This window comes from Halomonas huangheensis (assembly GCF_001431725.1).
GTDB classification, from domain to species: Bacteria; Pseudomonadota; Gammaproteobacteria; order Pseudomonadales; family Halomonadaceae; genus Halomonas; species Halomonas huangheensis.
On the sequence record NZ_CP013106.1, the window covers coordinates 1,785,298 to 1,808,409 of the forward strand.

The following is a 23,112-nucleotide window of genomic DNA, read 5'->3' on the forward strand; positions in this document are numbered from 1 at the left end:
GGGCCGTGGTTTCTTGCGACAGCTGGAATCGTCGGTTGCTAACGCTTGGGCTTGCGGAAGTTGTCCTGCTCCCAGACCTTGGCGCGCTTGATCATGGGAGTGATGCTGGAGCCCTGAACCAGAATCGAGAACACTGCCACCGAATAGGTCATCACCAGAATGATCTCACGCACATCGATGCCCTTGTCGGGAACCACCATGATGCCGGCGGGAACTGACATCGCCATCGCCAGCGAGAGGCCGCCACGCAGGCCACCCCAGGTAAGAATCGGCACCGACCAGGGGTTGTAGGTGCGGAACCGATTGAAGCCGAAATAGACGGTGCGTACGCTGACGAAACGACCGGCCAGCGCCAGTGGAATGGCGGCCAACGCCAGTACCCAGTCTTCGGGATGGAACGAGAATGCCAACATGACCATGCCGATCAGCAGGAACAGCACACCATTGAGGAATTCGTCGACCAGTTCCCAGAAATGGTCGAGCTGCTGTCGGCTTTCCTCGGAGAACCCCTTGCTGCGGGTGCGGTTGCCGATGATCAGACCCGCTACGACCATTGCCAACGGCCCGGATACGTGGAGGACCTCGGCAAACACATAGCCCGATGTTGGCACCAGCATGGTCAGCATCAGTTCTATCGAGTGCTGATTGGTCTGCTTGATCAGGAAGTGGAACACCCGCCCCAGCACAAAACCGTAGACAATGCCGCCGACCGCTTCCTGCAGGAACAGATGTGAGACGCTGAGGAATGTAGGCTGTGTGTCACCGAACGCAATGGCAAAAATGGTCACGAAGACCACCAGGCCAAAGCCATCATTGAACAGTGACTCACCCTCCACCTGAGTCGAAATACGACGTGGGGCGTTCATCTTCTTGACGATGGCCAGCACCGCAATCGGATCGGTAGGCGAGATCAAGGCCCCGAATAACAGGCAGTAGATCAAGTCGAAATCAATGCCCAGCAGTGACACGACCCCCCACAGCGCGAAGCCGATGAAGAAGGTGGATATCAGTGTACTGCCCATGGCCAGTACAGCGATTTCCCATTTCTGGTCACGCAGATGAGGAAGTTTGGTGCCAAGTGCGCCGGCAAACAGCAAAAATCCGAGCATTCCCTTTAAAAGGAAATCCTCGAAATTCAACTGGTTGATGGCATCTGCAGCCTGGTTATCAATGGTAACCCAACTGACATGGCCGGCAATCGCAATGATCAGAGAAAGCACCAGTGCACCGGCTGTAATGGCGATCGTCGTCTGAAACTTGAGGAACCTTTCGTTGATCAATGAGATTACCATCGCCATCACGGCGAGTAGGCATAGAGTGGCGTACACCGACATTAGTGGGAGCCTCTGGGGTCAATGGATGAGCTGGGAGTGTCCGGCCGAGATGCGGCGGAGCACTGAAATTCGGGAGGGGAGTATGTATCGCCCGGCAATGGCAGGGGCTGACATCACCTGACTCGAGAGCTGATCGGCGCGAGGCGATCAGGGCGGTCGAGGTGAGCGATACAGAGATGTCCATCGAAGCATCTAATCCTGAGGATGACGCCTGCCCGGCGGCACAGGATCGGGCAGGGGAAAGTGCTTGCCGGTGTTTCTTGTCTACTGGCTGGCAGAGGCAGCAGCGCCGGCGGGCTCAACGCAATGCGGAGCGCTTCGCAACAACGCGGATTCCGAGGCCAGCCAGGTACCAGATCGGGACCGGCTGTGCAGCGCAGCAAAGTATACGCCTGTCGTTACCCCGGTGCAGCTGGTGTGGCGCATTTTTTAAAGGTTTGTGTGCAATTATTGTTGTTGTTGAAAAGATACTCTGCGCGACAGTCGCAGGCTGCATCAGTGTATCCTCGAGAAATATACCGATGGCGAGGTAGGCAATGACGCAACAAGGTGATCGTGACCGTCCTGTGGCGATCCCGGCCGAGAGCGGCGCGTTGCAACTGGTCGAGTTGCCGCCGCTGGTGCTGCCTGATCTGAGTGTACGACGATGGTTGCCGTCACCGGAGTTGCGGCCCTGGGTCGACCTGTACTGGTTGGCTGAAGGCCAGGCACCGTCGGTCATTCAAGCGCATGGCTATGCTGACGGCGGAACTACCTTGCTCTTCGAGGGGCTGGATTCCACACAGCCGGAGGGATACTGGGAAGCGCGGCCGTACCATGGGGTTCGGCGTTTTGCGGTCAGTCATCGAGCCATGGGAGTGAGATTGTGTCCCGGTGGCGCCTGGCAATTGGCCGGAGGCCGACGACGAGGACGCTACCTGGCAGAAGTGCTCGATGGTGAACCGTCATGGCTTACCCCGTTGGCCGAAGAACTCGCCGAGTTGCTGACGCTGGGGCAGCGCCTGGTGCATCTGGATGCCTTCCTGTGTCGACTGGCGCATGATGCTGGACTCGCCATCGATACGGTGCAACGTGTCCTGCCGATCCTGACCCAGAGCGAGGTACCGGTTGCTGCGTGGCAGAGTCGCATTGGCATCACCAGACGTGGGCTGGAGCGTATCTTCGAGCGTCAGGTCGGAATGTCACCTGGCCAATTGGCGTTGGCCTGGCGCATCAAGGCCGCGCGTCAGGCGCTGACCGATAGCACGGCGGCGATTGCCGAGATTGCCGTGGATACCGGGTTCCATGACCAGGCGCATCTCACTCACGCCTTCAGGCGTATCGTTGGTGAACCCCCCGGAGCATATCGGCGGCGAAAATGGTCGCAAATCTACAATCGTCGCTGAGGACATCTCGCGATCATGGCAGGGTCAAACTGTCAGGAGACGTGACCATGTCTGTACAACTTACCCGTGAGCAGTTCTACGCACAGCAGCCCCAGATTACCCGCTCGTTGCGCGAACTCTATGAGGCCAGTACTCAGCAGTTGGACGAGCGCCTGGTGTGTCTGGTGTTGCTGCGTAGTTCTCAGCTCAACGGCTGTGCCTTCTGTCTGCACATGCATGATGAGCACGCTCGCCGCGTGGGGGAAACTCCAGACCGCCTCGCGCAGATCGCCGCCTGGCACGAGGCGCGCTGTTTCAGTGAGCGTGAGCGGGCCGCGCTGGCCTGGACCGATGCGCTGACGCAACTGGCCATCCATGCCCCCAGTGAGGCCCAGCGTGCGCAGCTTGCAGAGCACTTCAGCGTCGAGGAACGTGTCAATCTGAGTGCCTTGATCGTGACCATCAACAGCTGGAACCGGTTCGCGGTTGGCTTCTCGTTCACACCGGGCGAATAAGCGTCAAGAGTGGTTAGCGCACCCGGTAGGGATCGGGTGCTCCGCTTTCCGGACGCCAGCGGCTGCGCTCGCCATGCAGCGTCAATACCAGTTGGCGGGCGCCACCCTGGTCGCGGTGCTCACATAGATAAATACCTTGCCAGGTACCCAGCGCCAGGCGTCCTTCTGTTACCGGGACGCTGACACTCGAACCCAGCAGGCTGGCCTTGAGATGGGCCGGCATATCGTCACTGCCTTCATAGGTATGACGATAGTAGGGGGCATCTTCCGGCACCATCGCATTGAAGTGGCTCTCGAAGTCCTGACGCACCGTCGGGTCGGCGTTCTCGTTGATGGTCAGAGAGGCCGAGCTGTGCTGGATGAAGACATGCAGCAGACCGGCTCGAGCCTCGGCCAGCGCTGGCATGGCCTTGACGATCTCATCGGTGATCAAATGAAAGCCGCGCTGACGCGGCGCAAGGCGCAGGGTTGTCTGATGCCACATGGTGCGGAAATTTCTCTTGCGGGATATGTCTTATCGTAGCGCATTGCGTCGCAAGAGTTCGAACATCAAGCCCCCTGGCGGTCGAGCAGGTCTGGTATCTATCAGCGATACATGCTGGCCGCTACTGGTGGATGACTTCTTGCTGCGCTTCTGATTGGGCTTGTGGCTGAGTGCGGACACGTGTTGCGATCAGCAGCGCCACAGCCACCAGCAGAGCGCCGCTGAAGGCGAAGGTTCCCAACACGCCACTGGTATCGAACAGTACACCACCGACGGCAGCACCGGTTGCGATGGCCAGCTGAATGGAGGCGCCGAGCAGACCACCGGCGCTTTCCGCTTCATCAGCGACAACACGCGTGAGCCAGGTGGACCATGCTACCGGCACCGCACCGAAAGCCAGCCCCCACAGTGTGATCATCAGGGCGTCTGTCCACAGCGATAGACCTCCCAGCGTTACCAGCAGCCAGGCAATGGCACCCATCGCCAGCGGCATGCTCAGCAGCGTCAATCGCAAGTGGTGTTCCAGCCATCTACCGGCCAGCAGCGTACCGGTGAGGTTGGCCAGCCCGAAGGCCAGCAGTGTGCTGGAGATGCTGTGAATACCAGCACTGGAAATCTGCTCGAGGAACGGGCGCAGGTAGGTGAAGAACGCGAAATGTCCGCAGAATACCAGCATCGCCGCGAGGATCCCTACGCCAATTCCCGGCCTGACCATCACATCGACCAGAGTACGTAGCGGAGTAGGGCGTTGCGGCGGCATCGAGGGCAGCGTCAGGATCTGCACCAACAACGTGATAACGGCAACAGCGGTGGCGATCAGAAACACATTGCGCCAGCCGAGCAGGTCGCCGAGAAAGCTGCCGAGTGCCGCAGCGCTGATGGTGGCAATCGGTACGCCGGTAAAGATCAGCGATAGGGCCCTTGGCACATCGTGCTCACGTACCAGACGCATGGCGGTCGCCGTGGATAGTGCCCAGAAGCCGCCCAGGGCGATACCCAGTAGAATGCGGCCGAACAGCAGCCAGCCGAGGTTGGGCGAGAAATACACCGTCAAGTTGGCAACGATCAGAATAACCGAGAAGCCCTGCAGTACCTGGCGACGGTCGAGGCCACGAGTCATCGAGGTTACCAGCAGACCGGAAACCAGTGCGACCAGGGCGGTGGTGGTCACGGCCTGACCTGCCTGTCCTTCGCTGATTGATAACGAGTGAGCCATCGGTGTCAGCAGGCTGGCCGGTAGAAATTCGGACATCACCAGACTGAACACGCCCAGTGCCAGTGACACCACCGCCCCCCATGCTGATGCGGCCTGTTGTGGGGGCGCATCCTGTGTAGGTGACGCCATGCAGAGCTCGTGGTTCATTATCTTTCCTTCCGTGACTTGGGATCGGGATGGAAAGCAGGGTAAAGTAGCTGGCTCATACTAACTATCATTGAAAGTCTCGAATGTTTGATCAATCGTCCGGATTGGCGAATCCAATATCGCCTCCCGGTGCGTCGAGTGAGTGGATCAGCGAGCTGTTGCTGGGTATGCGTCTCGCCGGACTCGAGTACCGTCGAATACAGATGGCGCCACCTTTTGGGGTCCGTTTCGATACCCTGAGCAGTTGTGCGCAGTTTCATTTTGTCGCCCAGGGGCCAGTCTTCTTGAGTACGGCAGGCACGGATGACCTGAGGCTGGACAGCGGTGATGCGGTGTTATTGCCTCGAGGAGGCGGTCACCAGTTGCTGTCGTCGCAGGATGTGGCGAGTCGCGATATAGACGCCATCGAGGCCATTCCGGTATGCGATGCGTTCAGCTGTGTCACGGAATGTCCGCAGGACTCCTGCCGTAGCCAGGATGTACGTATCTTCAGTGGACGGATGAAATTTGACCTGGGCGGAATGCATCCCTTGATCTCGCTGATGCCGAGAGTCATGCACGTCGGTACGCTGCTGTCGCGTTACCCCGAGGTACTGCCGATGCTGGAGGCGATGGAGCGTGAGTCTCGTCTGGAACGGGTTGGCGCGGCGGCCATCCTGTCGCGCCTGGCCGATGTGGTAGCGGCCTGCATCGTTCGTGCCTGGGTGGAGTGCGGCTGTGGCGATGTTGGCGGCTGGGTAGAAGCGCTGCGAGACCCGCGATTGGGCGGTGTTATCGCCGCCGTGCATCGTGAGCCTGGTCGTGACTGGAGTGTGGCCAGTATGGCTGTGGAGATGGGTAGCTCGCGTTCAGTGTTCGCCGAGCGCTTCCGCGATGCACTGGGTGTCTCGCCTTTACATTACGTGACGCAGTTGCGTATGCGCCTCGCCAGGCAGTGGATCACCGAGAAGAGCATGTCGATCGACCAGGTGGCCTGGCGGTTGGGCTACGGTTCTCAGGCCGCGTTCAGTCGTGCCTTCAAGCGTGCGACGGGGCAGACACCGGGATCATTGCGCCACATGGAGTGATGTGCGAGTTCCGGTGCTCGAGCTGTGGTGGCTGAAGGCTCTAGAGCGTATTCCACGGGCTGGTATCGCCGCTCTCCAGGACCTCCAGAATGATATCCAGTGCCCGGTCGAGTTGTTCGCGGGTGCGCGGTGCGCCGACGCACAATCGAATGGCCTGGGGTGCGGGCTCGCTTCCTGTGCAGAAGGGTTCGGGGGTGGACACGCGTACCCCGGCACTGTCGAGCAGCGCGTGGACTTCGCTGGAGCGTCGCCCCTCCGGCAATGGTAGCCAGACGTTGGAGCCGCGTAGTTGCCCCTGGGGGTGATAGCGAGCGAGGCGCTCGAAGGCACGCTGCTGGCGGTATTGCTGCTCACTGGTCTGCCAGGCAATCAGTTCATCGGCATTCGGCGAAGTGATCCAGCGGCAGGTTGCTTCGACCATCAGTGGAGGGGCCATCCAGGTTTCGGCACGCAGGGAGCTGGCGATTCGCTGGCTCACCCTGTCGGGTACCTGCAGCGTACCGGTGCGCAGACCCCCGGACAGCACCTTGGAGGTGCTGAACACGTGCAGGGTACGCTCCGGAGCCAATTCCAGCAGTGATGTGCCCCGGTCCTCGCGTGGCAGATACTGGACATGATCCTCGAGCAACCAGAAATCGTGTTGTCTGGCGAGGGCAGTGAGCTGTTCACGACGCTCCTCGCTCATGCTGATACTGGTCGGGTTGTTCTGATCCGGCGTCACATATACCAGGCGTGGGACCTGGCGCTGACATAGGCGGGCGAGGGCATCGACATCCATGCCCTCGGTATCAAGAGGAATGCCGACCGGTTTGAGGTAGGCATGGCGGACAGCCGCATTGAACCCGGGGTAGGTCAGCGCATCAGCGGCGACCAGCTCTCCGGGGCGTGTCAGGGTACGCAGACACAGGTCCAGACCATGTTGCCCGCCCTGGGTGACGACAAGGCTGCCGCTGGTGGGGAAGCCCAGATGCTCGAGCCAGGCTCCCAACGCCTGGCGGTGGGCGAGGTTGCCGATATCCGCCTGATAGCTGCTGGCCATGGCAATCGCTGCCGGGTCATGGCAGATCGACTGCAGAGCTTCGCGCAGGCTGTCATGCCGCCAGCTGTGGTAAGGAGCGAAACTCAGGCTCATATCAATCATGCCACTCGGATTGTCACCATCGGCACTTTCATGCGTGAGCAGAGTGAAATCGGAGCCGGAGGTTTCATCACCATGCACATAGGTGCCGCTGCCGACACGGGATTGTACCCAGCCACGTTGCTGGGCCTCGTTATAGGCACGGGTGATGGTGCCGACGGTGACGCCCAGGGCATCGGCAAGGTGCCGCTGAGGGGGTAGTCGTTCACCGGCCTTGAGCTGGCCAGCGGTGATGGCGTTGCCGATGCCCTCTGCGATCTGGCGATAGCGAGGCATTGGGCTGGCGGCTGAGTCGAGTTCCGGTATCCAGATTGTCATGGTGACAATAAAACCTTTGACGTCAGAATTGGCCCTATTATGCTGCTTGTGTGCCACAGATTGTAGCGCAATATCTGAATATTGTAGGGGTTCAATTTCCATGGTTGCAGAAGAAAAGGTGGAAGGCCATGTCTGACTTGTCCTTTGTTGTCCCGGTGACCTTGTTCATGATGTCGATGACGTTGACGCCAGGACCCAACAACGTGATGTTGACGGCTTCCGGGGCCAACTATGGATTTCGGCGTACCATCCCACATCTACTGGGGATCATTGCCGGATGTTTTGTACTGTTCTGCAGCGTGGCGATGGGCCTCGGGATGATTTTTGAGCGGTTCCCGGTCGTGCAGACGGCGCTCAAGATCGTCGGCAGCGTTTACCTGCTGTACCTGGCGTGGAAGATTGCCACGGCACCGCCGCCGCAGTTTCGCCAGGAGGGCGCGCGCCCGTTGACCTTCCTTCAGGCGGCAACGTTCCAGTTCGCCAATCCCAAGGCCTGGGTGATGGGCATCGCCTTGATGGCCAGTTTTCTGCCGGAGACCGGTAATCCGTGGCTCAATGCCTTGATCGTTGCGGCATTTGCCGAGTTGGTGGCATTTCCCTGCATTTCACTATGGGCGGGTTTTGGTACTGCGGTAGGACGTACGCTCAAGTCGCCGACCAGTTGGCGCTGGTTCAACGGCACCATGGGCGCCATGACAGCTGCCTGTGTGTTTCTGATATTGGGCTAGATGTGTCCTGTGATGGTGTGGCCCGGTGCTCAGGCTTGTTTCACAGGAGTCTGTCGGAAGGAGCTACTGGAAGGGAGGGCCGACGCCTGCGGGAGGCGTCGGCCCTTTGCATATCTGCCTGGCTGTCGCTCAGCCTTGTTGCTCGGCGCTCCGCAGTGTCTGCTCACGGTGATGGTGGCGCTCATTGACGGGACGCAGCATTAGGTTGGCGAAGAATGCGATCACCAGTAGCGCAGCCATGCAGTACATGGTCGTGTTGTACAGGCTGGAGGTTGGGTCCGGGGTGCCGGGCGGGACGATTTCCATCAGCTTCGAGACGGTCACGGTCTTCGCGGCGACCAATTGTTCCAGTTGATCGATCGAGGCACCGAATTTCTGCGCAAATACCGCCGGGTCGACTTTGCTGGCCAGGTTTGAAATGGCCTTGCCCACCGATACCTCACGCAGTGACGTGATGACCAGCGGGCCGAGTACCCCGGCAGCCGACCAGGCAGTCAGCAGTCTGCCGTGTATGCCGCCGACATGCATGGTACCGAACATGTCCGCCAGATAGGCGGGAATGGTGGCAAAGCCACCGCCATACATCGAGAAGATGATCATGGTGGCGATATAGAAGCCGATCAGATAGATCACATTGGCACTCTCGGCTCCGGCCGTGGCAAGGAACGGCAGCGAGAGGTACAGCAGGGTGCCGAGTACGAAGAAGCAATGATAGGTGTTCTTGCGCCCGATATAGTCCGAGGTGGAGGCCCAGAAGAAGCGACCGCACATATTGAAGACCGATATCATCAACACATAGGTCGAGGCGAAGGCGGCAGTCACGATCATCGGCATGGTGGTGCCATAGATCTCGCTCATCATCGTCTTGGCGACGCCGATGACGCCAATGCCGGCGGTAACGTTGAAGCACAGCATCAACCACATCTGCCAGAACTGCGGTGTCTTCAATGCCTGGTCGATCTGTACGTTCTCGGAGGTGACCATGCGATTGGTCTTCTGCTCCGGTTCCCATCCCTCCGGCTTCCAATCCGCAGGTGGTACCCGATACATGAAGGACGCGATCAACATCACGCAGAGGTAGACGATGCCCAGCGTCAGAAAGGTTGCCGCAGCACCGGTGTTGCCGGTGCCGACCACATAGACACCGGCATCACCACCGTAGGCTGCTGCCTGTTCCAGCGACGCGATCACAACCTCGACCTGACCTGTGGCGGTCTCGGCGAAGCGGCGGCCGCCTTCGGTGATGACGTTCACCGACGACTCGGTACCCAGGTACACCGGGGCGCTGGAGTAGAGCGACAGCAGCCAATCCTTGACGGGAGCGGCAATCATTGCACCGCCACCAAAACCCATGATCGCCATTCCAGTTGCCATGCCACGGCGGTCCGGGAACCAGCGCAGCAGTGTCGACACTGGCGAGACGTACCCCAGGCCAAGTCCACAGCCGCCGAGCACACCGTATCCCAGGTAGATCAGCCACAGTTGGTGTAGTGATATACCCAGCGAGCCGATGATGAACCCTCCGCCCCACAGAATCGCTGCCACTACGCCAACCATGCGTGGCCCGACTTCTTCCAGCCATTTGCCCGCAAAGGCCGCCGCCAGGCCGAGAAAGACAATCGCCACCGAGAAGATCCAGACCACCGATGACAGGCTCCAGTCGTCGGCGGCGGGAGTGACGACGCCCATTTCACTCGCCAGCGGCAGATTGAAGACCGACCACGCATAGACCGAGCCGATGCAAAGGTGAATGGCGATCGAGGCGGGGGGTACCTTCCAGCGATTGAATCCGGGTTTGGCGACGATGTTTTCCTTGCGCAGGAAGGCCAGGCGGCCGCCGGGTGACTTGTTGTTGTTCATGCATCCTCCTTCTTGAGCGTCGTTGATCAAGACGCTGCAGGTCACGGTTGTCCGAGAGGAAGTCTGATAGTCGTTGGTAGGTGTCGCCAGCTATCTTTAGTATTAATATCAATAGGTTATTGTCATTATGTCCGCCGGAGACGGCATTCATCAAAGTCTTTGGGACATTTTGTCCATCGGAGAAGGGCGCGAGTCGAAAATCGGGACATCTTGTCCCTTTCAGCTGATATCGGCGGCAGGCAGCACGATATCAAAACGGCTGCCTGCGCCGGGAGTGGAGGTGGCCAGGATTCGTCCACCGGCTTGTGCGGCGAGCTGCTGGCTGATCGACAGTCCCAGCCCCGTGCCCTGGGCCTGCTTGGTAGTGAAGAAGGGGTCGAATATGCGCCGCAGCACCTCGGGAGAGATGCCGACACCCGTATCTTCGAGACGAATCACCACATCGTTACCCTCGTCGATGACACTGAGCGTCAGCGTTCCACCTTCGGGCATGGCATGAATGGCGTTGAGTGCGAGATTGATGATGACCTGTTGCAATTCGGTCTGCTCCATCAGCACGGCGCGCTCAGAGCATAGGTTTGTCTTGACCGTGACTCGAGCCTTGTCGAACTGCCTCTGGATCAGTACCAGACAATCACGTGCTACCTGCGCAGGCACGATCAGATGGGTGGCGCCGGAATACTCGGTTGGGCTCGAGAATTGCAATAGTTTCGAGACAATCACCCCGATTCGGTAGATCTGATCATCAATCAGCCTAAGCTCGGTATCGACCTTTTCGGTCTCGGCGCCGAGTAGTTCGCGGGCGACATCGAGATTGCCCTGGATCACTGCCACTGGATTGTTGATCTCATGGGCGATACCGGCGCTGATCTCGCCAACCGCGGCGAGTTTTTCGGACATGATCAGGCGCTCGGTGGCATGCTCCAGCTTGCGATTGGCCTCCTGGAGGTCCTGGGTGCGTGCTTCGACCTTGTGCTCCAGGCTTTCGGCCCAGCCACGCAGTTGGCGATCGCGCTCCTGAACGGCATCCAGCAGCCCATCGAGGTGGCCTGCCACCTGGGTGATCTCGCCGCTACCTCTCTGGGGGCCATTGCGGGCATCCAGATTACCTGCCTCAACACGGGAAATGGTCTGGGTCATGCGCTCCAGTGGGCGAAAGATGCGTCCCGCCCAGCGCAGGAATATAGGTACCGAGATAGCGGCGACAAACAGAAAGATCACCGACAGAACCACGATGCTGGTGATCTTCTCGTGTCGGAACGGGGCCTCGAGAAAACCGACGTACAGCATGCCGACATGTTTGCCTTTACTGTCGGTCACGGGTTGGTAGGCGGAGACATACCAGTCATTGACCACGAAGGCGCGGTCAAGCCAGGTCTTTCCTTCGTCCAGCACACGCTGGCGAACTTCTGTGGACACACGGGTCCCCAGGGCGCGCACATCCTCGAACAGCCGAACATTGGTGGAGATGCGTACGTCGTCGAGAAACAGTGTCGCCGTCCCCTGACTACCCTCGGGTAGCGAGCGGTCTCGATAGACCAGTGCGTTGATGGTGTCGATGAAGCCGAGGTTGCGATTGAGCAGCAATCCGCCGACCAGCGCCTGACGCTTGCCGTTGACCGATGGAACGGGAGCCGCAGAGTGAATGATCATGCCACGCTGTTCGATACTGCGGTCCGTCGGCTGGGCGGCCTCGGTGGGCACCAGTGGAATGGAGGCACGCTCTGCGAGACCAGGAGCAAGGGCATCGAGTTGCCGCGAGTCGAGGATATCGATGGCGCTGCGCGGGCGGCCGGAAAGCGCGTCGTTGATCACTGGCCACTGGTCGGGAATGAAGCCGGAGGCCAGCGGGCGACCATCGGCAAGATACAGGAAGTCCAGGCCGAGTCGGTGCTTTTGCTGTTCCAGCCAGGCATCCGCCGCGTTCGATTCCAGAGCGACGGAGAAGGTTTCCGATGCAGCCAGGGCATCGAGCTGCCTGGCTGAGTTGTCCAGTAGGTGCTGGAGGTATTGCTCGGCGATGGTCAGGTCACTGTTCACCTTGACGATCAACAGATTATCGAGCTTGGTTGACCAGCGCAGCATGGTGCCGCCCAGTAATAGCGGAAACAGCACCAGCATCGGCAATAGCGCGATCACCAGCAGGCGTACCCGCACCGAGTGCAGCAATGGTCGTGACCTTGCCATCCGCTACAGCCCCCAGGCCGTGCACTTGCGATCAATGGTCTTGCGTGAGACGCCGAGCAGACGCGCCGCTTTGGAGCGGTTACCGGCGGTGGCCTCGAGAGCGCGCAGGATCTCGCGTCGTTCGACCTGACTCAGGGGGGCGATACTCTGCGTTGAGGTCGTCGGCAGGGCGAGGGTCTCCAGAGGAAAACGGCCAAAGATCAGTGAGCGTTCGATGAAGTTGCGTAGTTCTCGGATGTTACCGGGCCAGTCATGGCGCAGCAGCGCTGCGCGAGTGGTGGTGTCGATCTGCAGTGGAGGCAACCCGAGGCGGGCGGCAATCTCGCGCAGAAACCGCTCTGCCAGCTCGATGATATCGCCGTCTCGCTCGGTCAGGGCCGGCATGCGTAGCTCGATGATATTGATGCGGAAGAACAGGTCTTCACGAAAACGACCTTCCACCACCTCTCTATCCAGCGCATGGCTGGTGGCCAGCACAAAACGTAGATCGAGTGGAATCTCGCGCTCTGCGCCGACGGGACGCACTGTGCCATCTTCCAGCACTCGCAGCAGTGCGGATTGGGCGGACGAACTCAGCCCGGCGACGTCATCAAGGAATACCGTACCGCCCCGAGCGGAAGGCAACAGCCCTTCGCGAGCGCTGTTGGCGCCCGGGAAGGCACCTGCGACATGACCGAACAGTTCACTTTCCATCATATCGGCAGGAATGGCCGAGCAGTTGATCGGCACAAAGGGGTAAGCCGCTCGCTGGGAGGTGGTGTGCAGGTGTCGAGCAGCGACTTCCTTGCCGGTTCCCGAGGCCCCTGTGATCAGGACTGGTGTGGTGACATCACGAATACGTGCCAGCAGGTCGCGGGTGGCCGTGATGGCGGATGATGAACCGACCAGTTCGCGTCGTTGCTGACCGAGGTCCTTGCTGTCCAGTTCGCGCAGCAGCAGCATGTTCTCGCGTCGCAACTGAGCCATCTGGAGACAGCGGCCAACTGCATTCAGGAGTTGATTGGAGCGAAAGGGCTTGAGAATGAAGTCAGCAGCCCCTGCGCGCATGGCCTCGATCGCGGTTTCCAGGTCGGCATAGGCGGTGATCATGATGGTGTCGGTAAACCCGCCACGCCCGCGTTGTTCTGCCAACCACTCGATCCCGCGTTGTCCCGGCATCATGTTGTCGAGGATCATCACATCGAAATGACGATGATTGAGTTGCGCCTCGGCCTGCACCGCGTCTTCAGCCTCGGCGACAACCAGGCAGTGTGGGGCGAGCATCTTGACCAGGAAATTGCGCATTCCCGGCTCGTCATCGACGATCAGAACACTGGCGTGCTGCAGGCGCTGGGTCAGCTGCTTATCACCGACATTCATATCCATTTCCGTGCCATCTTGTTGTTTTCCGGCTCCAGCATATCGGAAAGCGCTGCCAATTCGGCGCGGGTGCTTCACACTTCGATCAACGCTGCTGAGGACGTCGTGCCATCAGGGTAACCTCGACACTGGCGCCTCCCGCCAGTTGGGGAGAGACGGTACAGGTTCGAGTGGGGTAGAACGGTGCAGAAAACCATCGCGCATATACCGCATCGAAGTCCGCTTGCAGTGCGAGGTCCGTCAGGTGCACATCGACACGCACGCTATCGTCGAGTGTGCACTCAGCATGGGCCAGCAGCCGTGACAGATATTCCATTATCTGGTGAGTCTCTGCCCTGATATCGCCGAGTAGCGCCGCTCCATCCGGCAGGTCGGCGGCGGTCAGGCCGGACAGATAGATGTAGTGATCGTCCATGACCAGATGGCTACCGGGAAAGCTCGGTATGCCCAGAGTCGGCTCATTGTAGTGTCGCAGCATGTTGCCTCCTGCGGGTTAGCCATCCGGCTGAGGTGAACCCTGCTCGTCATCGCTCGCGGAGGGCCTTGTGTCGGCTTGGCGTGCCTCGTATCGGCGAGCCTTGTCGGCACTGGTGTCATCCGGAACCAGCGCCAGCAGCGTCTCGTCGCTGTCGGCCTCGAAACGAGTATCGCGCGTCATCACGCGTACGTTGCCGCCTTCAGAATAGGCGGAGATGACTCGGGCCTCCGGGTTATCGCGACGATAATCCTCGAAGGTATAGCTTTTGCTCAGGCGAGTCAGGCGTAGACACCAACCCGCGTTGATACGCTCGATGGCAGTGTCGTAGTCGAGACCATTACCGAAATAATAGCCACCGAGAGTCTCCGGTGCCTTGTGAGCGCTGTCGCCGATATCGCCTCGGGACGGAGCGAACTGGAAGACGCGATGGCGGCCAAACTCAGGGCCATAGTTGACGCACACCAGCGCGTTGTAATCGTCGTTGTCGGTCAATGCCACCACCGAGTCGAACTGGTTCATCTCGATATCCAGCTCGGCTTCCTCGGAGAGAATTTCACCGAAGTAGCAGGGGATATCATGGCCACGCACCGAACGGATTCGCTTCCAGTTGCGATCGGCAATCATCACCGGCCGGCCCGTGGATTGAATGGCCTCTGCCAGTTTGCGACTGAAGGGATTGGCACCGACGATCAGTAGTCCCTTGACCGCGGTCGATTTGAGATTGAAATGGCGCGACAGCGGCTCGAGGGAGAAGCCGTGCAGCACCACGGTAACGGCCACAATCGCGAACGCCAGTGGCGGGAGTATCGCGGCATCTTCTACGCCCAGGTCCACCAGGCGTCCACCGAACAGCCCAGCGATGGCAACCGCCACCACACCACGTGGACCAATCCAGCCGACGATCAGCTTCTCGGATAGCGGCAGCCCGGTACCGATCAGTGACAGGAACACGGCCAGCGGACGCACCACGAACAGCACCATCAGGACGAACAACACCTCACGCCAGCCCAGCGATGCCAGGGTGGCGAAGTCGACATCTGCCGCCAGCAGAATGAACACCGCGGATACCAGCAGTACCGTGATGTTTTCCTTGAAGCGGCGGATCTCGTCCAGCGATGCGACGGAAGAATTGCCCAGCACCATGCCCATCACGGTGACTGCCAGCAGGCCACTTTCGTGGAGCAGGGCGTTGGGAATGGTGTAGATGACCAGTACGGAGACGATCATCACCGGAACCTTGAGGTATTCGGGGATATGGCCCTTACGCAGCGCGAGAATCAACAACCAGGCGCCGAGATAGCCGATGGCGGTGGCAATGGCAATGCCGAGCAGCATGTGGCCGAGGGTGATGGATAGCGAGTGGGAGGAATAGGAGACAATCGCCAGCTCGAACGCGAGTACCGCAGCAAGCGCGCCGACCGGGTCGTTGACGATGGCTTCCCAGCGCAGGATTTCTGCCGGCCTACGCTTGAGACTGGCCTGGCGTAGCAACGGCATGATTACCGTGGGGCCAGTGACGATCAGAATGCCGCCCAAAACTGATGCTGAGGCCCAGCTCAGCCCGCCGATATAGTGACCGGAGAGGGTGGCCAGTACCCACACAAGAGGGCCGCCGATGATCACCAGGCGCTTCACGGCAGCCTCTGCATCGGCCAGACGGGCCAGATGCAGGGTCAAGCCCCCTTCGAACAGAATCATCGCCACCGCGGCGGCGATCAACGGTTCGAGTAGATTGCCGAACACCGCGTGCGGTTGCAGAACACCGGTGGTCGGCCCGATCAGCAGGCCGACGACCAGCATGACCACGATTGCAGGGATCTTCCAGCGCCATGCCAGCCATTGAGCGCCGATGCCGCAAGCGCCTATCAGACAGAAGATAAAAAGCGTGGTCATTGGTGGGCTTGCCTCCCTGGCGGTCGGAAATACGTGCTGGATACGTTACGCCAGAGAATAGGGCATGACCGATGTAGGGTCGACTCAGAGCAGGGCTCTACACCGGTTGAACAGGTGATAGGCAAGTGGTTGGCAAGTGAGGTGACGAGCAGTGTGTGTATCCATCTCGAGCACTGAGCGTGTGCTACATCTTCATGACTGCCACTACCATCGTCGTTTTGCCCTTGCCAACGTGGTTGAGTAAGCTCGAATTCAAGGCGACCGAGAGCGCCGTAATAACGACATAATCAAGATACGCCGGGAACTGCCGCAGGGTAATCGAAACCTGCAGGGTGGGAGGCGGTAGCGTGCCTCAAGCCCCGACCGACTCTACGAATACCTGCCAACTCGCTGCGCAACACGTGCGTATAGAGCTGGGGTGTCTTGACTCTCTTGTGGCTCAGCAATTCCCGTGCCTTACGGTTATCCGTACCCTGGCTCAGCAACTGCATCGCGAAGCTATGCCGTAGTGTATGGCAGGAGCCGGGACGAGGCAGTGTGGCTGCCTTCATTGCCTGCTTGACCGTTCGTTGTACGGACGAAGTGCGAATATGATGAAGCACCGACTGTAGCGCTTCACCCGCATGATCGCCTTGTCCCTAGCCATCTGCTTCGGCGATCTGCTGTGCATGTCCATACTCATATTCGTTGATCTTTGTACGTATATAAAGCTTTAATGGATTGAGAAAAACTCGCGTGCTCGTTCAGGTTAACAAAAAACCTTGCTATCTAATACTTGTTAGCAATTTAAGTATTTCTAACCAAATGTGAGGTAAAGTATATTGATCTCCATAGCAATGTTTAACAATAAAGGTGGAGTTGGTAAAACGACACTAACTTGCAACCTTGCTGCATTTTCCGCGTCGGTAAAAAGGCAGAGGGTTCTAGTTGTGGATTGCGACCCCCAATGTAATGCCAGTCAATTGATTATGGGGGAAGAGTTTGCAACGGACTTCTATTGGAACTCAGATCATAAAACGTCAATTACAACGATTAGAGATATTCTGAGGCCAATAGAAGATGGGGACTCTGAAATATCAAAGGAAATAAATCCTATACTCAGTTCAAAAAACAGATTCGAAGTGGATCTTTTGCCAGGGCACCCTGGATTCTCTATTGTCGAAGATAGATTGGGCGCTGCATGGCATGATCTTTTAGGAGGCGATATTGGAGGGATTCGGAAGAACAATTGGAATACCGAATTCTGCGCAAATGTTGAAGAATATTATGACATAGTGTTCTTCGATTTAGGGCCCAGCTTGGGGTCTATAAATCGCAGTGTTTTAATTGGTTGCGATTATTTTATTACGCCAATGGGTGCTGATATTTTCAGTATTCTAGGCGTTAGAAATATTGCAAGCTGGGTAGAGCATTGGGCTGATCTTTATGAAAATAGCATAGGATTGTCGCAACAAAGAAACCCGGGGCGACTAGATAATTACAATATTAAAGAAAGGCCAAGTGTCCTGAATGGGTACCTCGGTTACACCATGCAGCAGTATATTACCAAATCGAAACAAGGTGTCCGAAGGCCTACTAAAGCCTACGAGCAAATTATTAATTCAGTCCCAAGTATTATTGAAGAATCTATGGGGCCTTTCTTTGGTGAAAATACATCCACGGAATCAGCGAAGCTGGGTGATATTCCACACCTTTACAGTTTGATTCCGCTAGCACAGTCAGTTGCAACGCCGATTCTCGATTTGAAGTCTAGCGATGGTCTAGTCGGTGCACAATACAAGCAAAGGGAGGATTATGAAGAAATAATTAAAAAGATTGCGAAAAATCTTTATGCAAATCTTGGAGAGTCTGCATAATGGATTGGCCAATTTCTCTTGTCGAAGAACTGGCGGCACGACGCTGTATTGTTTTTTTGGGTGCAGGGGCTTCTGCTGGATGTTTGTCCGCAATGGATGGAAATAGCCCACCGACATGGCCAAGATTTCTTGAAAATCTAAAAGATAGAATACCCGCTCCTGATAGAACAGAAACTATCGATTCTCTGATACAGAGAGAAAAATATTTGGATGCGGCTGAAGTGATTCTTAACAAGCTGCCGGCTGCGGATTTTACTCGCGCTATTAGGGAACTGTTTGTTCAACCTAGATATGAAAAGTCTAGTATCCATGAGTCTACGTTGGAAATTGATCCAAAGGTTGTAGTCACTACCAACTATGATGATATTTACGATGCATACTGCAGGACAGGCATTGCTCAAGATGGATACAATGTTTGTAAGTACTACGAGCAACACCTAGCTACAGACCTGAGGTCTCCTGTAAGGGTAATCGTTAAGGCACATGGATGCGTAAATGATATTTCAAAGATTGTTCTTAGTAGATCGCAATATTTTAGGGCTAAGCAAGAAAATCATGAGTTCTATGCAATCCTTAACTCCCTTTTTATGACCAATACATTGCTGTTTCTCGGCTACAGTATGTCGGACCCGGATATTCAGCTTATATTAGAAAATTCAAATATATTTTCAAAGAGTACTCATCCTCATTATGCGTTGGTTGGTGATGATATTATTCCAGATATAGAGGAGTCGATGCGAAAGGCATATAACATTGAGTTTTTGAAATATCGTGCTGGTCAATACGATGAGGCAAACAGGTGTGTACAAGACTTGGCTGAACAAGTTGAAGCAATGCGAGCGTCTCGTCTGACATGAAAACCAACAAATTGCTGCACTCGGGAAGTTTTTCGCTACGCACCCAGTTTTCTGGTGGCCAAGGCGTTACACGTATAGTAGCAACGTGTAACAAACGCATGTTGTCGGACTGGTTCTCAGCTTCGCTCCAAACCAGCCGTAAATGCGGGCGTTAGAGGGCACTATGGATCTCACCCCGATCATGAACAGTACAAAGTGGAATGAGCTTCGTCTTGCGATGTATAACCTAGGCGATTTTTCACCGCGCTTTCGTACGCGCTGCATTGAAAATGGCTATCTAGCTCCTTGGGATGGAGAATGGTTTTGTCACTTTCGTGAATGCGGGTATGAAATAATCGAGTGGGTAGAGATAGAGACCACATCGCTAGAGCAAGATCGAGCTGTTTTAGCGGAGCTTTCAGCGATACATGTTCCAGGGGAAAAGATACAAAACGGGTACAAGATTTATGGGTATGCGCGCGTTGGTCAATTTATCGATTACATCTAGGTCTCTAACAAGGCCATCAAAATCGTTCCGACCTTCGGCCTCCACCGGACGCCCCTGTCGGGCCGCCGTTTATGGCTGGCGTTATAAGGAACCATCTTGCTCATGATGAAAACGGAAAGATTAGTACTTCGACAATGGAATGGTGACGACCTCCAAGATTTTTCAAAGATGTGTGGGGATCGAGAAGTTATGGAGTTTTTTCCGAAGCTATTAACGCAAGATGAAAGCCGCCGCATGGGTGAAAAGATCAAATCCCTGATTGCTGAACGAGGCTGGGGGCTCTGGGCTGTAGAGGCTCCTAGTCAAAGAAAATTTATGGGATTTGTCGGGTTGAACATACCCACAGATTGTATGCCATTCTCACCATGTGTCGAAGTTGGCTGGCGCTTGGCGAGACGATATTGGGGTATGGGTTACGCGACAGAAGCTGCCGCCGAGTCACTGCGGTATGCTTTTAATCATCTGGGTTTAGACGAGGTGGTCTCTTTTACGACTGTGAGCAACATTCGCTCTCAGGCCGTCATGAAGAAACTCGGAATGACCTATGCCAGCAATTTTATGCATCCAGAACTAGATCCTTCTAACCCGCTTTGTGAGCATGTTTTGTACAAGATAAACAGAAGTCAGTGGGAGAATCATGCCTTATAACCAGGCTAGGCACAGCGACGGATTTTTCGTTGCGGCTTCGCCTCCACTACAAAGCCGCGTGCTGGCGGGATGGCGCACCCCGTGGAACCGTATGAAGAAGCGAATCCAGTAGCAGTAAGTCTTATCGGTGCAGGGACTGTAGCGCTTTACCCGCATGCCTTGAGCAAAACGTGTAAGCACGCGAATTTTTGATAGACGGTAGGGGTGATTATATTTCCTTTAAATATCATATAGTCATACATGATGCAAGGAAGTGGATAAGTTTGTTAAACGCGCGTGCTCGTTCAAGCTGGTAAACGAGTTCGCTATCTAATACCTGGTATGTTTAGAGGAGAGTTCTGTGTCGGTTGGAATAAAAGTTGAAGGCGGTAAGGAAATTAAAATAATAGATTGCGGCTTTTCTGGCCTTGAAACTGGCATTGATGTTTCTGACAGCGTTGATGTTGATATCGCTGGTGCAAGATTTTTTAATGTTAATACAGGTGTAAAGGCGAGAAGAGTCAGAGGGTTAAAAGCCTCCAATTGCACCGATGACGATAGTTATATGAGCACATCTTTCCGTCTGTCTACTGCTGCACAAATAGTCAGATGGTATACTGAATACTTGAGAGGAAGAGGGTAGCGTATGCCAATGTTCGACATAGAAGACTCAAAAGATATTGATTTAGAGAACAACAAGACCTCAAAAGAAACTCTAGCCAAGATTAAAGGTGTTGAAGGTCTTAAAGCTAAAGGTAATGAGGCGGGAGTTAATCCCGAAGTACAAAATTCCGAGGAAGAAATAGTGGAATTGAAACCGAACTTCGTGGGATTCGGTATCAATCTTAGGGCTTTGTGGAAAAAAATAATATGCAAAAAAACATAAAAAAAACAAGGCAACGCGAACCGCACGCTTGCTTTGAGCGTTAATTGTATGATGGATCATGATAAGTTTCGTGCTTTGATCAAGCAACTCTACGCCACCGTCAACGAATTGGAGGCGATGTTTCCGGGCCGGAACTTTACCCCGGACGGTCATATGGTTGGCAGCTTGGGTGAGTGTCTTGTGGCTGACGCATACAATCTTGAGTTGAAGACAGCATCCAATAAAGGCTATGACGCTGTCACCGAGACCGGCCTGGAAGTTGAGGTCAAAGCCACGCAATCCAATTCTGTTGCATTCCGGAGTCAGCCGCAGCATACGATCATCATCAAGATCCTGCGCGACGGTACATTTGAGGAGATATACAACGGGCCAGGAGCCCTTGTTTGGGAGCAAATCGAAGGTAAGCGGCTACCAAGTAATGGCCAATTTCAAGTATCTCTCAACAAACTCCGGCGACTCAACCAAACTGTGGCTCAAGCAGACCGTGTGCCTAGAGCCATTTAACAAGTTGTAGAAGAGTAAGCGGACTGCGGTCTCCGGACGGCTTTCAGACGCCGCTGTCGATGCCGAGTCCATTGAGCAGATAGACCACGTCTTCACTGGCGACGTTGCCGACGGCGCCTTTGGCATCGGGGTAGCCGGCGTAGGCGCCTGACGCGCGAGAGATTACCAATCTTGCCCAAGGGTTGTTCCAGCACATGGCGATAAAGGAAGACAAGGGCACTCAATGCCTGGGTTTACGTCGTCGCCGCGATATGGCGCTGGATCGCCAGGTGCACCAGGAAAGCGTGGGCCTCAGGTTCCCCCATGCTGGCGGGATGGCGCATCCCGTGAACCGTATGAAGAAGCGAATCCAGTAGCAGTAAGTCTTCTCGGTGCGAGGGCTGTAGCGCTTCATCCGCATGGCTTGAGAAAAACGCGCAAGTATGCGAGTTTTGGATAAACTGTAGGGGTGACTATTTTTTTTAATGTTAGATGGTTATGCAAAATATAAAGAAATGAATAAGCTTGTGAAGCGCGGGTGTTCGTTTAAATTGATAAACTATTTTTCTATTTAATGCTTGTTATACGCTTTAATTAGTACAAGGGAGTTGTCATGAGTGATAAGCCTACAATATTTATTGCTTCATCATCAGAAGCCATATCAGTTGCCGAGGCAGTGCATATAAAGCTAGAGCAAGAAATGAGAGTAAAGTTTTGGGAAAATGCTTTTGATTTGTCGTCTATTACCATCACGACTCTGATAGGAAAAACAAAAGAAGCTGATTATGCTGTTTTTGTTTTTCATTCCGACGACAAAACTATAATTAGAGAAAAGGAATATAGCTCGGTAAGGGATAATGTTGTACTAGAGTTGGGTATGTTTATTGGTGCGTTGGGATTAGAGAAGTGCTTTATTCTGGTCCCCAAGTCTGCCGAGAAAACTTTTCGTCTACCCACTGATCTTGCAGGGGTTACTGCCAGTTTTTACGATGACCAAGAATTTGATTTAACAGATGCGGTAACGGGGTGTTGTGCAAAGATAAAGCAGTCTGTTAAAAGGATTGAGGCTGTTAAAACCAAGACAGAAACTACTAGCGAAACTGAAACTCTCAGGATGCAGCTTCATAGTACGCAGTCGCAAATATGGAGTATGAATCATGATATACAGCGCGCGAATGAGCAATCTCAGTCTCTTTTAGAGTCAATAAAGCTTCATTTTTTTTCTATCGCAAAACCAGCTACGCCAGCGGAGATAAAATCTTGGGAAGATGGTGCGGCAGCCAGTTACCTAAAAGAAGTAAAAATAAGGGATCATGGCGTGTACTACGTGGATCGAGAAGTGATTATTCCGCCGCTCCACGGGGCGGAGTCAATATCAATAATTGTGGCGCCTAGTGTGAATGTATACGGGATTGATAAATGGAGTCATAACAGCATCTACTATATGGATGGATTCAGAACTGATGCTCGCGTATAACGAGGCCATTAATTTCGATCCCTACGGTCACTGGACGCTCGCAAGATCGCGCCATTTTTTGCGGGCGTTATGTGCTTGTCAGAAGGACAGCCTGATTGTTCGCCGAAGAAACCCAATATTTAATCATCGAAATGATAAAAATGGATATTTGCTCTATTGAGGAAAAGTCGAATGAAGGTTCTTTTTCTATATATCGTAAAGAAGGTGTCAATCTTATAGAGTCGATGGCGAGAGAAAGTGCTAAGCGCAAGGCGGCAAGGGTAAGTTAAATATACTCGAACAAAGTTATGTAGAAACGATAGCCGTAGCTGAAGTGGCTGAAGAGTTTGATAGCCTGAGAAACGCTTTTTA

The 23,112-nt window shown here is 55.3% G+C and carries 24 protein-coding genes and 1 pseudogene; 12 read left to right on the forward strand and 13 right to left on the reverse strand.

Translation table 11 applies throughout. From position 1 onward, the window contains the following. Positions 1 to 38: 38 nt before the first annotated feature. Entirely contained in the window at positions 39 to 1,334 is a 1,296-nt protein-coding gene (locus AR456_RS08045; protein WP_021820877.1) for a cation:proton antiporter, read from the reverse strand. A 536-nt stretch (positions 1,335 to 1,870) separates the two neighbouring features. On the opposite strand from AR456_RS08045, the gene AR456_RS08050 reads away from it, so the two are divergent. Both AR456_RS08050 and AR456_RS08055 read left to right on the forward strand, forming a co-directional pair. Further along, entirely contained in the window at positions 1,871 to 2,719 is an 849-nt protein-coding gene (locus AR456_RS08050) for an AraC family transcriptional regulator (RefSeq protein WP_021820878.1), read from the forward strand. 47 nt (positions 2,720 to 2,766) lie between these two features. Beyond that, positions 2,767 to 3,213, forward strand: coding sequence for a carboxymuconolactone decarboxylase family protein (locus AR456_RS08055; RefSeq protein WP_021820879.1), 447 nt, complete (start codon positions 2,767 to 2,769; stop codon positions 3,211 to 3,213). A gap of 13 nt (positions 3,214 to 3,226) precedes the next feature. On the opposite strand, the gene AR456_RS08060 is transcribed toward AR456_RS08055, so the two are convergent. Both AR456_RS08060 and AR456_RS08065 read right to left on the reverse strand, forming a co-directional pair. Beyond that, positions 3,227 to 3,697, reverse strand: coding sequence for a secondary thiamine-phosphate synthase enzyme YjbQ (locus AR456_RS08060; protein WP_021820880.1), 471 nt, complete (start codon positions 3,695 to 3,697; stop codon positions 3,227 to 3,229). A gap of 121 nt (positions 3,698 to 3,818) precedes the next feature. After that, positions 3,819 to 5,042: an MFS transporter gene (locus AR456_RS08065; protein WP_031208799.1), complete on the reverse strand. Its 1,224-nt coding sequence runs from the start codon at positions 5,040 to 5,042 to the stop codon at positions 3,819 to 3,821. A 101-nt stretch (positions 5,043 to 5,143) separates the two neighbouring features. Between AR456_RS08065 and AR456_RS08070 the strand changes: the two genes are divergently transcribed. Further along, the gene (locus tag AR456_RS08070; RefSeq protein ID WP_021820882.1) at positions 5,144 to 6,127 is read left to right on the forward strand and encodes an AraC family transcriptional regulator; all 984 of its coding nucleotides are present in this window, start codon (positions 5,144 to 5,146) and stop codon (positions 6,125 to 6,127) included. A 40-nt stretch (positions 6,128 to 6,167) separates the two neighbouring features. Here AR456_RS08070 and AR456_RS08075 read toward each other — a convergent pair whose 3' ends face one another. Further along, positions 6,168 to 7,583 carry an aminotransferase-like domain-containing protein gene (locus AR456_RS08075; protein WP_031208801.1) on the reverse strand — a complete coding sequence of 472 codons (1,416 nt, stop codon included), beginning with the start codon at positions 7,581 to 7,583 and terminating at the stop codon, positions 6,168 to 6,170. A gap of 128 nt (positions 7,584 to 7,711) precedes the next feature. Here AR456_RS08075 and AR456_RS08080 point away from each other — a divergent pair, with 128 nt between their 5' ends. Further along, complete coding sequence (locus AR456_RS08080; RefSeq protein ID WP_021820884.1) at positions 7,712 to 8,311, forward strand: LysE family translocator; 600 nt, start codon at positions 7,712 to 7,714, stop codon at positions 8,309 to 8,311. Positions 8,312 to 8,440: 129 nt separating this feature from the next. Here AR456_RS08080 and AR456_RS08085 read toward each other — a convergent pair whose 3' ends face one another. The 6 genes from AR456_RS08085 to AR456_RS20885 form a co-directional block, all read right to left on the reverse strand. Further along, positions 8,441 to 10,171 (reverse strand): OFA family MFS transporter, encoded by a 1,731-nt coding sequence (locus AR456_RS08085; protein WP_021820885.1) that lies wholly within the window; start codon positions 10,169 to 10,171, stop codon positions 8,441 to 8,443. A 219-nt stretch (positions 10,172 to 10,390) separates the two neighbouring features. Further along, positions 10,391 to 12,358, reverse strand: coding sequence for a sensor histidine kinase (locus tag AR456_RS08090; RefSeq protein WP_031208802.1), 1,968 nt, complete (start codon positions 12,356 to 12,358; stop codon positions 10,391 to 10,393). A gap of 3 nt (positions 12,359 to 12,361) precedes the next feature. Then, positions 12,362 to 13,717 carry a sigma-54-dependent transcriptional regulator gene (locus AR456_RS08095; RefSeq protein WP_155829373.1) on the reverse strand — a complete coding sequence of 452 codons (1,356 nt, stop codon included), beginning with the start codon at positions 13,715 to 13,717 and terminating at the stop codon, positions 12,362 to 12,364. An 85-nt stretch (positions 13,718 to 13,802) separates the two neighbouring features. Further along, positions 13,803 to 14,195, reverse strand: a complete 393-nt coding sequence (locus AR456_RS08100; RefSeq protein WP_021820888.1) for a RidA family protein — start codon at positions 14,193 to 14,195, stop codon at positions 13,803 to 13,805. A 15-nt stretch (positions 14,196 to 14,210) separates the two neighbouring features. Then, positions 14,211 to 16,088: a cation:proton antiporter gene (locus AR456_RS08105; protein ID WP_021820889.1), complete on the reverse strand. Its 1,878-nt coding sequence runs from the start codon at positions 16,086 to 16,088 to the stop codon at positions 14,211 to 14,213. Positions 16,089 to 16,375: 287 nt separating this feature from the next. Next, positions 16,376 to 16,690, reverse strand: coding sequence for a tyrosine-type recombinase/integrase (locus AR456_RS20885; RefSeq protein ID WP_257721114.1), 315 nt, complete (start codon positions 16,688 to 16,690; stop codon positions 16,376 to 16,378). Positions 16,691 to 16,909: 219 nt separating this feature from the next. Between AR456_RS20885 and AR456_RS08110 the strand changes: the two genes are divergently transcribed. The 4 genes from AR456_RS08110 (at position 16,910) to AR456_RS08125 (ending at position 19,936) form a co-directional block, all read left to right on the forward strand. After that, positions 16,910 to 17,944, forward strand: a complete 1,035-nt coding sequence (locus tag AR456_RS08110) for a ParA family protein (protein ID WP_031208805.1) — start codon at positions 16,910 to 16,912, stop codon at positions 17,942 to 17,944. Beyond that, a complete protein-coding gene (locus AR456_RS08115; protein WP_081694733.1) occupies positions 17,944 to 18,801 on the forward strand; it encodes an SIR2 family NAD-dependent protein deacylase in 858 nt (285 codons plus the stop codon). The genes AR456_RS08110 and AR456_RS08115 overlap by 1 nt, the downstream gene beginning before the upstream one ends. A 163-nt stretch (positions 18,802 to 18,964) precedes the next feature. After that, positions 18,965 to 19,288 (forward strand): DUF6678 family protein, encoded by a 324-nt coding sequence (locus AR456_RS08120; RefSeq protein WP_236995551.1) that lies wholly within the window; start codon positions 18,965 to 18,967, stop codon positions 19,286 to 19,288. A 102-nt stretch (positions 19,289 to 19,390) separates the two neighbouring features. Beyond that, entirely contained in the window at positions 19,391 to 19,936 is a 546-nt protein-coding gene (locus tag AR456_RS08125; protein ID WP_021820894.1) for a GNAT family N-acetyltransferase, read from the forward strand. On the opposite strand, the gene AR456_RS21775 is transcribed toward AR456_RS08125, so the two are convergent. After that, a complete protein-coding gene (locus AR456_RS21775) occupies positions 19,931 to 20,116 on the reverse strand; it encodes a phage integrase N-terminal SAM-like domain-containing protein (protein WP_081694734.1) in 186 nt (61 codons plus the stop codon). The two genes, AR456_RS08125 and AR456_RS21775, sit on opposite strands and share 6 nt — an antisense overlap. 160 nt (positions 20,117 to 20,276) lie before the next feature. Here AR456_RS21775 and AR456_RS21230 point away from each other — a divergent pair, with 160 nt between their 5' ends. From AR456_RS21230 to AR456_RS08135, 3 genes are read left to right on the forward strand one after another with little or no spacing between them, the layout of a single operon-like run. Next, positions 20,277 to 20,558, forward strand: coding sequence for a hypothetical protein (locus AR456_RS21230; RefSeq protein ID WP_155829375.1), 282 nt, complete (start codon positions 20,277 to 20,279; stop codon positions 20,556 to 20,558). 3 nt (positions 20,559 to 20,561) lie between these two features. Next, on the forward strand, positions 20,562 to 20,801 hold the full coding sequence (locus AR456_RS08130) for a hypothetical protein (RefSeq protein WP_021820895.1): 240 nt from the start codon (positions 20,562 to 20,564) through the stop codon (positions 20,799 to 20,801). 48 nt (positions 20,802 to 20,849) lie between these two features. Beyond that, a complete protein-coding gene (locus AR456_RS08135; protein WP_021820896.1) occupies positions 20,850 to 21,305 on the forward strand; it encodes a DUF6998 domain-containing protein in 456 nt (151 codons plus the stop codon). A 46-nt stretch (positions 21,306 to 21,351) separates the two neighbouring features. Here the strand turns inward: AR456_RS08135 and AR456_RS21235 are convergent. After that, positions 21,352 to 21,441: pseudogene (locus tag AR456_RS21235) on the reverse strand (hydroxymethylglutaryl-CoA lyase); the annotation flags it as partial. 84 nt (positions 21,442 to 21,525) lie between these two features. Next, positions 21,526 to 21,771 carry a phage integrase N-terminal SAM-like domain-containing protein gene (locus AR456_RS21780; RefSeq protein WP_417935335.1) on the reverse strand — a complete coding sequence of 82 codons (246 nt, stop codon included), beginning with the start codon at positions 21,769 to 21,771 and terminating at the stop codon, positions 21,526 to 21,528. 126 nt (positions 21,772 to 21,897) lie between these two features. On the opposite strand from AR456_RS21780, the gene AR456_RS08140 reads away from it, so the two are divergent. Continuing rightward, positions 21,898 to 22,761: a TIR domain-containing protein gene (locus AR456_RS08140; RefSeq protein ID WP_021820899.1), complete on the forward strand. Its 864-nt coding sequence runs from the start codon at positions 21,898 to 21,900 to the stop codon at positions 22,759 to 22,761. Positions 22,762 to 23,112: the final 351 nt, after the last annotated feature.

Coding starts and splice junctions, on each gene's coding strand:
- AR456_RS08095 (WP_155829373.1), bottom strand. CDS start 13,717: ATGAATGTCGGTGATAAGCAGCTGACCCAGCGCCTGCAGCACGCCAGT.
- AR456_RS08080 (WP_021820884.1), top strand. CDS start 7,712: ATGTCTGACTTGTCCTTTGTTGTCCCGGTGACCTTGTTCATGATGTCG.
- AR456_RS08100 (WP_021820888.1), bottom strand. CDS start 14,195: ATGCTGCGACACTACAATGAGCCGACTCTGGGCATACCGAGCTTTCCC.
- AR456_RS08045 (WP_021820877.1), bottom strand. CDS start 1,334: ATGTCGGTGTACGCCACTCTATGCCTACTCGCCGTGATGGCGATGGTA.
- AR456_RS08085 (WP_021820885.1), bottom strand. CDS start 10,171: ATGAACAACAACAAGTCACCCGGCGGCCGCCTGGCCTTCCTGCGCAAG.
- AR456_RS08065 (WP_031208799.1), bottom strand. CDS start 5,042: ATGGCGTCACCTACACAGGATGCGCCCCCACAACAGGCCGCATCAGCA.
- AR456_RS08130 (WP_021820895.1), top strand. CDS start 20,562: ATGCCAATGTTCGACATAGAAGACTCAAAAGATATTGATTTAGAGAAC.
- AR456_RS08090 (WP_031208802.1), bottom strand. CDS start 12,358: ATGGCAAGGTCACGACCATTGCTGCACTCGGTGCGGGTACGCCTGCTG.
- AR456_RS08135 (WP_021820896.1), top strand. CDS start 20,850: ATGATGGATCATGATAAGTTTCGTGCTTTGATCAAGCAACTCTACGCC.
- AR456_RS08115 (WP_081694733.1), top strand. CDS start 17,944: ATGGATTGGCCAATTTCTCTTGTCGAAGAACTGGCGGCACGACGCTGT.
- AR456_RS08055 (WP_021820879.1), top strand. CDS start 2,767: ATGTCTGTACAACTTACCCGTGAGCAGTTCTACGCACAGCAGCCCCAG.
- AR456_RS08060 (WP_021820880.1), bottom strand. CDS start 3,697: ATGTGGCATCAGACAACCCTGCGCCTTGCGCCGCGTCAGCGCGGCTTT.
- AR456_RS08070 (WP_021820882.1), top strand. CDS start 5,144: ATGTTTGATCAATCGTCCGGATTGGCGAATCCAATATCGCCTCCCGGT.
- AR456_RS08120 (WP_236995551.1), top strand. CDS start 18,965: ATGGATCTCACCCCGATCATGAACAGTACAAAGTGGAATGAGCTTCGT.
- AR456_RS08050 (WP_021820878.1), top strand. CDS start 1,871: ATGACGCAACAAGGTGATCGTGACCGTCCTGTGGCGATCCCGGCCGAG.
- AR456_RS08105 (WP_021820889.1), bottom strand. CDS start 16,088: ATGACCACGCTTTTTATCTTCTGTCTGATAGGCGCTTGCGGCATCGGC.
- AR456_RS08075 (WP_031208801.1), bottom strand. CDS start 7,583: ATGACAATCTGGATACCGGAACTCGACTCAGCCGCCAGCCCAATGCCT.
- AR456_RS08140 (WP_021820899.1), top strand. CDS start 21,898: ATGAGTGATAAGCCTACAATATTTATTGCTTCATCATCAGAAGCCATA.
- AR456_RS08125 (WP_021820894.1), top strand. CDS start 19,391: ATGATGAAAACGGAAAGATTAGTACTTCGACAATGGAATGGTGACGAC.